The 12325-nt window shown below is 36.7% G+C and carries 7 protein-coding genes; 6 read left to right on the top strand and 1 reads right to left on the bottom strand.

Annotated elements, in window-relative coordinates; genetic code table 11:
• From ACP6PL_RS20900 to ACP6PL_RS20885, 4 genes are all read left to right on the top strand, one after another.
• A partial coding sequence (locus ACP6PL_RS20900; protein ID WP_426547202.1) for a CHAT domain-containing protein occupies positions 1 to 1991 on the top strand: 1991 nt, incomplete at its 5' end.
• 488 nt (positions 1992 to 2479) lie between these two features.
• The gene (locus tag ACP6PL_RS20895; protein ID WP_426547201.1) at positions 2480 to 5590 is read left to right on the top strand and encodes an efflux RND transporter permease subunit; all 3111 of its coding nucleotides are present in this window, start codon (positions 2480 to 2482) and stop codon (positions 5588 to 5590) included.
• Positions 5591 to 6096: 506 nt separating this feature from the next.
• Entirely contained in the window at positions 6097 to 8931 is a 2835-nt protein-coding gene (locus ACP6PL_RS20890; protein ID WP_426547200.1) for an efflux RND transporter permease subunit, read from the top strand.
• Positions 8816 to 9214, top strand: a complete 399-nt coding sequence (locus ACP6PL_RS20885) for an efflux RND transporter permease subunit (RefSeq protein ID WP_426547245.1) — start codon at positions 8816 to 8818, stop codon at positions 9212 to 9214. Before ACP6PL_RS20890 ends, ACP6PL_RS20885 begins: the two co-directional genes overlap by 116 nt.
• A gap of 90 nt (positions 9215 to 9304) precedes the next feature.
• On the opposite strand, the gene ACP6PL_RS20880 is transcribed toward ACP6PL_RS20885, so the two are convergent.
• Positions 9305 to 9475 (bottom strand): metallothionein, encoded by a 171-nt coding sequence (locus ACP6PL_RS20880; RefSeq protein ID WP_426547199.1) that lies wholly within the window; start codon positions 9473 to 9475, stop codon positions 9305 to 9307.
• A gap of 600 nt (positions 9476 to 10075) precedes the next feature.
• Here ACP6PL_RS20880 and ACP6PL_RS20875 point away from each other — a divergent pair.
• Positions 10076 to 10645, top strand: coding sequence for a Uma2 family endonuclease (locus ACP6PL_RS20875; protein ID WP_426547198.1), 570 nt, complete (start codon positions 10076 to 10078; stop codon positions 10643 to 10645).
• A gap of 518 nt (positions 10646 to 11163) precedes the next feature.
• A complete protein-coding gene (locus ACP6PL_RS20870; RefSeq protein ID WP_426547197.1) occupies positions 11164 to 12219 on the top strand; it encodes a glucokinase in 1056 nt (351 codons plus the stop codon).
• Positions 12220 to 12325: the final 106 nt, after the last annotated feature.

The raw sequence follows: 12325 nt of genomic DNA, 5'->3' as shown, positions 1-12325 counted from the left end.
CCACTCTTAATAATATTGGCTATATCTACAATAGTTTAGGAGAAAAACAACTTGCAATCAATTATTACAATCAAGCTTTACCTATACTTCAGCAAGTAGGGGATAAAGGAGTGGAAGCTACCACGATCAATAATATTGGCTATGTCTACCATGACTTAGGAGAAAAACAACTAGCACTCAATTACTACAATCAAGCTTTACCTCTCAGACGGCAAGTAGGCGATTGGAGTGGGGAAGCTACCACTCTCAATAATATAGCTTGGGTAAAACGAGACGAAGGCAAACTCACCGAAAGCCTAACTGTCATAGAAAAATCCCTAGAAATAATCGAAGCTCTCCGTACCAAAGTTGATAGTCCTGAACTCCGCGCCTCTTACTTTGCCACCGTCCATGATAGATACCAATTCTACATCGACTTACTTATGCAACTCCACAAACAAAACCCCAATCAAGGCTACGATGGCAAAGCCTTCCATGCCAGCGAACGTAGTCGAGCCAGAACCCTCCTTGAACTTCTCAACGAAGCTAGTGTCGATATCCGCCAAGGAATAGATCCCCAACTCGCTACCGCAGAAAGACAACTCCAAAAACAACTCAATATCATCGAAACCAAACGTATAAAACTTCTCAGTGGAGAATACACTCCTGAACAAAAAGCTAACATTGAACAAACAAGAGATCAACTCATAGATGAATACGACAAACTCCGCGCCAAAATTCGTACCAACAGCCCAAATTATGCAGCACTAACCCAACCTCAACCCCTCATCCTCAAGCAAGTTCAACAACAGGTATTAGATAACGACACCTTACTTTTACAATATTCCTTGGGTGAGAAAAAGAGTTATTTATGGGCAGTCACTAAAGACAGCATCTACAGTTATCAACTTCCTCCCCAGGCAGAAATTAAAAATGCTGCCATAGAATTGATGGTTAAAATTACAAACCCACGGGAACACAACGATATGACAAAAGTTGATAGTGCTGCTGATGAGCTGACAGAAATTCTGCTCAAACCAGTTGCTGATAAATTAAACAAAAAACGTCTATTAATAGTTGGCGATCGCTTCTTACAAGAAATTCCTTTTTCTGCCTTATCAATACCAAATACCGATGGAGAAAGTGATGGTTATCAACCTTTAATAGTTAACCACGAAATAGTACATCTGCCTTCAGCTACTACTATTGCCAACATCCGCAACGGCACAAAATCTCGGAAACTTGCCCCGAAAAAAGTAGCTATTATTGCCGATCCAGTATTTAGCCCGGAAGATAGCAGACTCATTTCAGTGAACAGTGAGCAGTTATCAGTTATCAGTAATAAAACCACCATAGCATCTACATCAGAAAAGCAGAGTCAAGCTTTTCCCCTAGAAGCACAACAATTAGATAGATCGGCTAGGGATGCGGGTATTGAGTGGGATAGACTTCCTGCTACTCGCACTGAAGCAGAAGCAATTATGGCTTTAGTGCCAGAGTCAGAACGCACTCAAGTTTTCGACTTCCAAGCTAACCGAGAAAAAGCAACAAGTGAGGAATTAAGCAAATATCAGATTGTACATTTTGCTACCCACGGCTTTGCTAATGGCAGGCAACCAGAATTATCAGGGGTTATCATGTCGTTAGTAGATAAAAATGGTAACTGGCAAAATGGTTTCCTGCGACTCAATGACATTTTTAATCTGAACTTACCAGCAGAATTAGTAGTATTGAGTGCGTGTCAAACAGCCAAAGGTAAGGATATTAAAGGAGAAGGTTTGGTAGGGTTGACAAGGGGGTTTATGTATGCGGGGGCAAAACGGGTAGTAGGTTCGTTGTGGCGAGTGGATGATTCTGGAACAGCAGACTTGATGTCACAGTTTTATCAAGGAATGTTGGAGCAGGGGCGATCGCCTGTGGAGGCGTTAAGGGCGGCGCAGTTGGAGATGTTGGAGCAGGGGATAAGTCCGTATTATTGGGGGGCGTTTACATTACAGGGGGAGTGGGAGTGAATAATTAATAATTAACAATTAACAATTAATAATTACCTCTTCTGTAATAGAAGGATTGAATAAAAATAATTTTTTTTCTCCATTAATGGAGAGGCTTTATACCTTAATTTTTCAGTGAGTAATACCATGTCTGGATAATGAGTGATAAAAAAGTTTTTGTTTGTAGTTGGGCTTTAGCCCGAACTGTAGATAGGGCTAAAGCCCAATTACGAGCTGTAATTAACATCAAAATTTTTAACTAAAATATAACTGAAATGACTACTTTATTTTACCGAAACTTTCGATTATTAATCCTGGTAATACTAATAATTCTTGTCTCAGGAAGTTCTCAAATCCGAGAGATTGCTTCCTTCCACTCCGTTCCAGTCGCAATGACTGGATAATAGTTTTTATTCAGATTTAATGTAATAATTTAAATAAAAATTAGCTTTTTTACATTATCAATTTAGCAAAAAAAATCCTTAACTAAAATATAAATCATAACTAAAATGACTACTTTATTTTACCGAAACTTTCGACTATTAATCCTGGCAATACTAATAATTATTGTCTGGGGAATGTCATCATTTTTCACATTACCACGACTCGAAGACCCAGAATTAACTTCTCGCGGTGCTGTTATTACAACTTTTTTGCCGGGAGCTGATGCGGAACGAGTAGAAACATTAATCACAGAAAAAATAGAATCAGAAATATCTGAAATTGAAGAAATAAAACACTACTATTCAAGTTCTCAGGTAGGAACTTCAATTATTAATGTTGAATTATTAGATTCAGTTAAAGAAACAAATTCTGATACAGTTTGGTTAAGAATTAGAGAGCGATTAAATCAAGTTACTCCCGAATTACCTGCTGGTACAAGTAAACCACGACTAGAGGAACTGGAAGCTAAAGCTTATGCTATGATTCTTTCTTTGATTTGGGAACAAGATACTGAACCTAATTATGCAATTCTTACCCGTTTATCTGAATTGTTAAAAGATGAATTATTAGCATTACCAGGAACAGACAGAGTTTTTGAAATTGGTAATCCTCAAGAAGAAATATTAGTAGAAATTGATGCTGCTCAATTAGCTAGTATTGGTATTACTCCCGAACAATTATCAGCACAAATTCAACAGAGTGATGCTAAGGTTTCTTCTGGTCTATTTCGCGGTCAAAATAATGATTTACTTCTAGAAATTGATTCAGATTTAGATTCCCTGGATAGGATTATAAATATTCCAATTAGTTTTAGTAATCAAGGGCAATTTACTCGACTTGGAGATATTGCTGAAGTCAGAAAAACTATTGCTGAACCACCGAATGAGTTGGCATTAATTAATGGTAATCCTGCTTCAACTTTAGCTGTATTTGTTAATTCAGATTATCAAATAGACCTCTGGGCAAAATCGGCAGAAACAGCTATAGAAAATTTCCGCAAAGACTTAGGTCAAGGTCTAAAACTGCAGGTTATTTTTAATCAAAGTAGTTATATTGAGACCCGTTTACAAAGTCTGATTTTGAATCTAGTAATTAGTGGAATCCTGGTATTTGGAATAACAGTATTTTTGATGGGTTGGAAATCGGCAATTGTTGTAGGTTTGGCATTGCCTTTATCAAGTTGTATGGTTTTAGGAATGATGAGAGTTCTCGATATTCCTCTACATCAAATGTCAATAACTGGATTGATTGTAGCTTTAGGATTATTGATTGATACAGCAATTATCGTGGTTGATGAAGTTAGTAAAAATATAGCTTCTGGATTAAAACCTGAAGCTGCTATTAATAAGACAATTAATCATTTATTTATGCCATTAACAGCATCTACTTTAACTACAGCTTTGGCTTTTTTGCCAATTGTATTACTTCCTGGTAACTCTGGAGAATTTGTTGGTACTATTGGCGTTAGTGTAATTTTAGCTGTTATTTCTTCTTTAATATTGTCTCTAACAGTAGGTTCTGGTTTAGCAGGAAAACTATACAATAATAACTATGATAATTATTCCCAGAATACTAAACAACAATGGTGGAAAACCGGATTTACAAATTCCTTTTTAGCTGAAGTTTACCAATTCAGTCTACGAAGTATATTTAGTCTTCCTTTGTTGGGAATATTATTGGGTTTTCTTTTACCAATAATTGGCTTGATTCAAGTTGGTACTCTCCCCGAACAATTCTTTCCTCAAGTAGACAGAGACCAAGTACAAATAGAATTAGAATTACCTGGTTTAATCTCCATTGAGAAAACTAAAAATACAGCTATAGAAGTCAGAAACCTATTATTAAAGCATTCAGAAATTGAAGAAGTGCAATGGTTTTTAGGACGTAGTTCTCCTCGATATTATTACAACATAACAGCAGGTAGAGAAGCTACAAATTATGCTCAAGGATTTTTACAGTTAAATTCAATTGCTAAGTCAGACTTTGTTAATGCACTTCAAGCAGAAGTTGATACTGCATTTCCTGAAGCTCAAGTTATGATTAGAAGATTAGAACAAGGACCTCCTTTTGATGCACCAGTAGAAATCAGAATTTATGGTCCTAATTTAAAACGTTTACAAGAATTAGGAGAAGAAGCAAGAAGTCTGTTAGTTCAAGTTCCGAATGTAACTCATACCCGTGAAACTTTAAGTGAAGTTAGACCTCAATTAGCACTACAAATAAATGAAGAAGAAGTTCGTTTAGCAGGATTAGATTCTACCTCTCTTTCACAACAATTAGCAACTTCATTAGAGGGAAATTTAGGAGGTTCAATTATTGAAGATACGGAAGAAGTTCCAGTGCGAGTGCGAGTATCAAATACTCAACGGGGAGATATTAACCAAATTAGATCCCTAGATTTACAACCAACTGGTTCGAGTTTAAATCAAAACCGATTTAGTGCCACTGATACAATACCTCTTTCCGCTTTAGCAGAAGTAGAATTACAGCCAGAATTTTCCGTGATTAAAAGACGTAACGGCAGACGGATAAATTCCATTCAAGGTTTTCTTGCTGCTGGGGTTTTACCATCCGAAGTTCTGAAAGGGTGGCAAGAAAAGTTAGATAATTCCAACTTTGAATTACCATCCGGGTATTGGTTGGAAGTTGCTGGAGAGGCAGGAGAACAAGGTAATGCTGAAGCTGGTTTGTTTGCTACCCTGCCTCTGGTATTTTTGTTAGCAACCTCAATTTTAGTTTTATCCTTAAATTCCTTCCGAGCGACTGCCATTATTGGTGCAGTTGCTATTTGTGCCATTGGTTTAGGATTTTTCAGTTTATGGTTATTTGGTTATCCCTTCGGTTTTATGAGTCTCATCGGCACATTTGGTTTAGTGGGAATCGCCATTAATGACTCAGTAGTAGTTTTAGCTGCCATCCTAGAAGATGATGAAGCATCTACGGGCAACCGTCGAGCTATTCGCCAAGTCGTCATGGGTTCCACTCGTCATGTAGTTGCCACAACCTTAACTACTATGATCGGGTTTGTTCCTTTATTGGTACAAGGTGGTAGCTTTTGGCCTCCTTTGGCAGTAGCGATCGCTGGTGGTGTTGGTGGTGCGACTCTTGTGGCGCTGTATTTAGTTCCTTGTTGTTATTTACTTCTGGCGAATTTTGGTAAAAGTAATGTGAAGTAATGTGGGAAGTCAGGGGAAGTGTGGGGAACCAGATGCTCCCAACACTTCCCTATACCAAAATAATTATATTATGTCCGGATGAACAGTTATAAATAATTAGGGAGAAGTCAGGAGTCAGGAGGAAAAAGTTGAATTTTTGCTCTGTCTAGGTTTGAGGCTTTTTTTTCTTCTGTTTAGCGAAAACTTTATTATAATAGAGTTGCTGTAAGGGTTTGATATCAAATCCGTTGGCTTCCGAGTAGTATAAGAAACCGGGTTTATCGGAGATAGATGGTAGGGACGTTGCATGCAACGTCCCTACAAGGGTATTTCATATAAACCCGGTTTCTACGCTTTTTTACACCGATACTACCGGATTTGATATGAATACTAAACTCCTACATTTTTCTATTGTGACATCGCAATAAAAACAAATGTGACAGAACTAAGCCAAAATTATCATTGCTATCAAAGATAAACCTTATAGATTTTTTTGAGAGCAGAAAAACTGATAACTGATAACTGAAATGACTACTTTATTTTATCGGAACTTTCGATTATTAATACTAGCAATACTAATAATTCTCGTCTGGGGAATATCATCTTTTTTAACATTGCCACGACTCGAAGATCCAGAATTAACTTCCCGCTTTGCAGTCATCAAAACTTTTTGGCCGGGAGCTAATGCGGAAAGAATTGAAGCATTAGTGACAGAAAAAATAGAATCAGAACTATCTGAAATTGAAGAAATTAAAACTAGAACTTCAACTTCTAAGGTGGGAAGTTCAACTATTAGTATTGAATTATTAGATTCAGTTGAAGAAATAAACGCTGATACAGTTTGGTTAAGAATTAGAGAGCGATTAAATCAAGTTGATGCTCAATTACCTGTTGGTGTCAGTAAACCACGATTAGAGGAACTTGAAACTAGAGCTTATGCTATGATTACTGCTTTAACTTGGGAACAAGATACAAAGCCCAATTATGCGATTCTCTCCAATTTATCTAAATCGTTAAAAGATGAATTATTAGAATTGCCAGGGACAGAAAAAGTTGCTGAAATTGGTAATCCTCAAAAAGAAATAGTAGTCGAAATTGATGCAGCTAGGTTAGCTAGTATTGGTCTCACACCCCAACAATTATCTGCACAAATTCAACAAAGTGATGCTAAAGTTTCTTCCGGTCTATTTCGCGGTCAAAATAATGATTTAATCTTAGAAGTTAATTCAGATTTAGATTCCCTGGATCGGATTAGGAATATTCCAATTAGCTTTAGTAATCAAGGGCAATTTACTCGACTTGGAGACATTGCTGAAGTAAGAAAAACAATTGCTGAACCACCCAGTGAACTTGCATTAATTAATGGTCGTCCTGCTTCTGCTTTAGCTGCATTTGTCGAACCAGATTATCAAATAGATTTATGGGCAAAATCTGCGGAAACAGTGATAGAAAAATTCCGCAAAGAGCTTGGTAAAGGTCTGAAACTGGAGATTATTTTTAATCAAAGTAATTATATTCAAACCCGCTTAAAAAGTATGATTTTAAACCTATTCATAAGTGGGATGCTGGTATTTTGGATTACAGTATTTTTAATGGGTTGGAAAGCTGCAACTGTTGTTAGCTTGGTATTGCCTTTGTCAAGTTGTATAGTTTTAGGGATGATGAGATTTCTCAATGTTCCGATAGAGCAAATGTCAATCACTGGATTAATTGTAGCTTTAGGATTATTGATTGATACAGGAATTATTGTTGTTAATCAAGTTACTAGAAATATAGTTGCTGGATTAAACCCTGAAGCTGCTATTAATAAGACAATTAATCATTTATTTCTGCCATTAACAGCATCAACTTTAACTACGGTTCTGGCTTTTGTGCCAGTTATATTACTTCCTGGTCCGGCTGGAGAATTTATTTTTGGTATTGGCATTAATGTAATTTTAGCTGTTATTTCTTCATTATTTTTATCCGTGACAATAATTTCTGGTTTAGCAGGCAAACTATACCCGACTTGTCGTTATTATTATTTAAACAATCTTCAACACAAATGGTGGACGACAGGGTTTACAAATTCTTATTTAACCGAACTTTATCAAGTCAGTCTACGCATTTTATTTACTACTCCCTGGTTAGGAATATTATTAGGTTTAATTTTACCGATCACTGGTTTAATTAAATTTAGCAGTCTACCCGAACAATTCTTTCCTGCAGCAGACAGAGACCAGATACAAATAGAATTAGAATTACCTGCTTTGACTTCTATTGAAAAAACTAAAAATACGGCTATAGAAATCAGAAACCTCATGTTAAAACATCCAGAAATTGAAGAAATTCAGTGGTTTTTAGGAGGTAGTTCCCCTCGGTATTACTACAACTTAGCATCAGGTAGACAAGACTCAAATTATGCTCAAGGAATTGTACAGTTAAATTTAATTGCTAAACCAGAATTTGTTAATGCACTCCAAGCAGAAGTTGATACTGAATTTCCTGACGCTCAAGTTATGGTTCGACAATTAGAACAAGGACCTCCCTTGGATGCACCAGTAGAAATGAGAATTTATGGTCCTAACTTAAAGCGTTTACAAGAATTAGGAGAACAAGCAAGAAGTATTCTAGTTCAAGTCCCTAATGTAATTCACACCCGCGACACTTTAAGCGAAATTCGACCCCAACTACAACTACAAGTGAATGAAGAGGAAGTTCGTTTAGCAGGATTAGATCGCGCCTCCCTTTCACAACAATTAGAAACCTTACTGGAGGGAAATTTAGGAGGGTCAATAATTGAAGATACCGAAGAAATACCAGTGCGGGTGCGAGTATCGAATGCTCAACGAGGAGACATTAGTCAAATTACATCTCTAGACTTACAACCGACTGGTTCAAGTCTAAATCAAAATCGATTTAGTGCAACCGATACAATACCCCTGTCAGCTTTAGCAAAAGTAGAATTACAGCCAGAATTTTCAGTTATTAAAAGACGTAATGGTAGACGGGTAAACTTGATTCAAGGTTTTATTGCTGCTGGGATTTTACCTTCCGAAGTTATGAAAGGATGGCAACAACAGTTAAATGATTCAAACTTTGAGTTACCATCTGGGTATTGGTCTGAAATTGCCGGAGAGTCGGAAAAACAGGGTGATGCAAAAGCTGGTTTATTTGCTACAGTGCCTCTTATATTTTTTATTTTTGTTAGCAACTTCGATTTTGGTCTTATCCTTAAATTCTTTCCGAGCAACTGTCATTATTGGAATAGTCGCTATTTGCGCTATTGGTTTAGGATTTTTCAGTTTATGGTTATTTGGCTATTACTTCAGTTTTATGGGTCTGATTGGAACATTTGGTTTAGTGGGAATTGCCATAAATGACTCAGTAGTAGTTTTGGCTGCTATCCTCGCAGACTCCGAAGCATCCGCTGGGAATTGCCGAGCCACTCGCAAAGTTGTTATGGGTTCCACTCGTCATGTAGTTGCTACAACCTTAACCACAATGATCGGGTTTGTTCCTTTGTTGGTAAAAGGTGGTACCTTTTGGCCTCCTTTGGCTATAGCGATCGTTGGTGGTGTTGGTGGTTCGACTCTTATTGCGCTTTATTTGGTTCCCTGTTGTTATTTACTTCTGGCGAATTTTGGTAAAAGTAATGTCGAGTAGTGTAGGAAGTAGGGGAGTAGGGGAGGGAAGATGGCTTATCTAAACCTAAATAAGGGGTTTAGTCTTCAAACCCCTACAAGCAAATATTTGTTAACTATGACACCTACAACCTTCGTGACCACAACCAGTAGTACCATCGGGATGACCGTTAGCACAAGCTTCAGAACAATAGTTTTGACCATTCTTCTTCACTGCGTTTTCTACGGAAATGATACACAGACAAGATTCACAAGCACATTTCATTTGAGTTACAGTAGTCATTTTAATCTCCTTAATTATTCACATTTTTCATTTAATTTACCCTATTTGTAGTTTAACATCTAAATAACTTTTTCGCCATTATCTGTATTTTTTATTCACAAAGAGAATGGTATTCATTCTCATATTGCTATGAATAATAATGATTATCATTTTTATATAAACCATAAAAAAAACTGGGAAGACTAGATTTATTTGTTTGTTTATAGTCTTTTCAATGGATTAAATTTAAGTCAATTTCAATCCTTTTCGTTATAGCTCTGGCAAAACATCCCTCCCATACATTGCCCAGAAACCTACATCACTGAAAAAAAATGATGACATTACCTAAAGCTGTTATTTATGGTAGTCTACTATCTTCAAAATTAGATATCTCAAAGTATGTAGGGTTTTAATATTTTCAGGACTTACGCAAGAAGATTAAGACAAGTGTAGTTAAGTAAATTTATTTATCAAAACCTTTTTCCCTGTTCCTACTTATTTTTAGTTGATTTTGGTAGAGGAAAATTCAGAATTTAGAAGTCATAATTCAGAACTAATATTAAATCTGGTAGCAGCAAATTTGATATAATTAGATAGTTAATTAAGAGTAAAGAGGTAATTATGGTTGTAGAATTACAAAGACGACAGTTTACTGTCAAAGAATATCATCAAATGGCTAAAGTCGGTATTCTCAAAGAGGATGACCGAGTAGAATTAATAGGGGGAGAAATTGTTAAAATGGCACCTATTGGTATTCCTCATGCTGGTTGTGTGAGGCGTTTAAATAGAATTTTTAATAAACTTTTATCTGGGAAAGCAATAGTTGATATTCAAAATCCTATAGACTTAAATGATGAGAGTGAACCACAACCAGATTTAGTTTTGCTGCAATGGCGTGAAGATTATTATGCTGAAAAACATCCACAACCAGAAGATATATTGTTATTGGTAGAGGTAGCAGATTCAACTATTAAATATGACCGGGAAGTGAAAATACCTTTGTATGCTGAGAATGAAATTTATGAGGTGTGGTTGATAGATATTAATCAAGAATTAGTAGAAGTTTACCGGGAAATTGTGGGAAATAGTTATAAGCAGCAGCAGCAATTTTTCCGGGGCGATCGCTTACCTATTAAAGCTTTTGATGATGTGAGTTTAACTGTTGATGAAATATTGGGGATGAGAAACTAATACCATTTTTATGATTTTTCTAGTTTTCTAGAAACTGGGTTTATATTTAGATGCCGATACATACTGAAATATGTCTCCAACAAACCCGGTTTCTTAATAACACGCTCGCGATTATTTCATAGCTCGGTTCACCAACCCCTGAAAAAAGAATGTTAGGAATAATCAGGATTATAAAAAGACTTTACATAGAAATGTCTTTTTGACTAATTAAGATAAATTATACACTAAAAGGAAAAGTAGACTGTCAAAAGGTTTCAGAATTGAGAAATGTCAAATACCTTAATGCGTAGCACTATAGATCATTATCTTTCCAGTAATCCCAAATTAACTATGTGACTAAACACGATATAGTAATAAAAATTGGCGTTGCTGAAATTTTGGGATGAATATTAAGTGGGCATCCTGCCTGTCCGAAAATATTAGGAACGGGCAAGATGCCCATTCCACAAAACTATTAAAATCATCCCACATTTATGCAACGCCTAAAAATTAAACATTTGCTCAGGAGAATATAGTCTATGACATTGTTACTAGCTGGTGATATTGGCGGTACTAAGACAATACTACAACTGGTAGAAGCAAAACGAGAAGAATCAAAAGCTGCCGTAGAACTGCGAAATCTTTATGAAAATCGTTACTCCAGTCACGATTTTCCAGATTTAGTACCTATAGTAAACAAGTTCTTGGAAGAAGCGACTGAGAAGTTAGGAGAGAAACAACAACCAGAAAAAGCGTGTTTTGCGATTGCTGGACCAGTTGTCAACAACACAGTTAAATTGACTAATCTCCCCTGGATGCTCGATGCCAAGCTGATGGAAAAGGAGTTAGACATATCTCAAATTAGTTTGATTAACGATTTTGAAGCAGTAGGTTATGGAATTTTAGGTTTAACTCCTGATGATTTGGAGACTTTACAACCAGGCGAGCCTCTAGCTGATGCCCCAATAGCTGTACTTGGTGCTGGTACAGGATTAGGACAATGTTTTTTGATTCGGGGAGCAGGGGCAATTAGAGTTTATTCGACAGAAGGAGGTCATACTGATTTTGCGCCACGCTCTGAGTTAGAATTTCATCTATTACAATATTTATTGACGAAGCATAGCATAGATAGAGTGTCTGTGGAAAGGGTAGTTTCAGGAATGGGAATTGTCGCAGTTTATCAGTTTTTACGCGATCGTCAATCTGCTACAGAGTCTCCGGAAATAGGTGATGTAGTCAGACAGTGGGAAAAAGAAGTTGGTTCAAGTGAGATTACTGTAGATCCAGGGGCGGTTATTGGGAAAGCTGCTTTAGAAAAGAGCGATCGCTTGTGCGAGCAAACTTTGGAGATGTTTGTAGGAGCTTATGGAGCAGAAGCAGGAAATTTAGCACTGAAACTTTTACCCTATGGTGGTGTGTATGTAGCAGGAGGCATTGCTGGGAAAATTCTTCCACTTATGAAGTCAGGCAGTTTTATGGAGGCTTTTAACCGTAAAGGGCGAATGAGACCGTTATTAGAAAAAGTGCCTGTTCATATTGTATTAAATCCTCAAGTGGGATTAATTGGAGCAGCAATTCGTGCTTCTAATTTATAGGGGATAGGGAATCTAGTACCGCTACGCGGAAGTCAGAATTCAGAATTCAGAATTCAGAAGTTTTGATTGGTAAGGCTTTGAGTATTTTGTCACTGGTCACTTATTT

It is taken from the genome of Dapis purpurea BLCC-M126, assembly GCF_050015975.1.
In the GTDB taxonomy this organism is placed as follows: Bacteria; Cyanobacteriota; Cyanobacteriia; order Cyanobacteriales; family Microcoleaceae; genus Trichodesmium.
Note: the sequence above shows the minus strand (reverse complement) of the source record. Positions and strands in the feature narration are given on the sequence as shown.

Bases quoted from the DNA above. Each gene is read 5' to 3' on its own strand.
- ACP6PL_RS20895 (WP_426547201.1), top strand. From the start codon at position 2,480: ATGACTACTTTATTTTACCGAAACTTTCGACTATTAATCCTGGCAATA.
- ACP6PL_RS20890 (WP_426547200.1), top strand. From the start codon at position 6,097: ATGACTACTTTATTTTATCGGAACTTTCGATTATTAATACTAGCAATA.
- ACP6PL_RS20880 (WP_426547199.1), bottom strand. From the start codon at position 9,475: ATGACTACTGTAACTCAAATGAAATGTGCTTGTGAATCTTGTCTGTGT.
- ACP6PL_RS20875 (WP_426547198.1), top strand. From the start codon at position 10,076: ATGGTTGTAGAATTACAAAGACGACAGTTTACTGTCAAAGAATATCAT.
- ACP6PL_RS20870 (WP_426547197.1), top strand. From the start codon at position 11,164: ATGACATTGTTACTAGCTGGTGATATTGGCGGTACTAAGACAATACTA.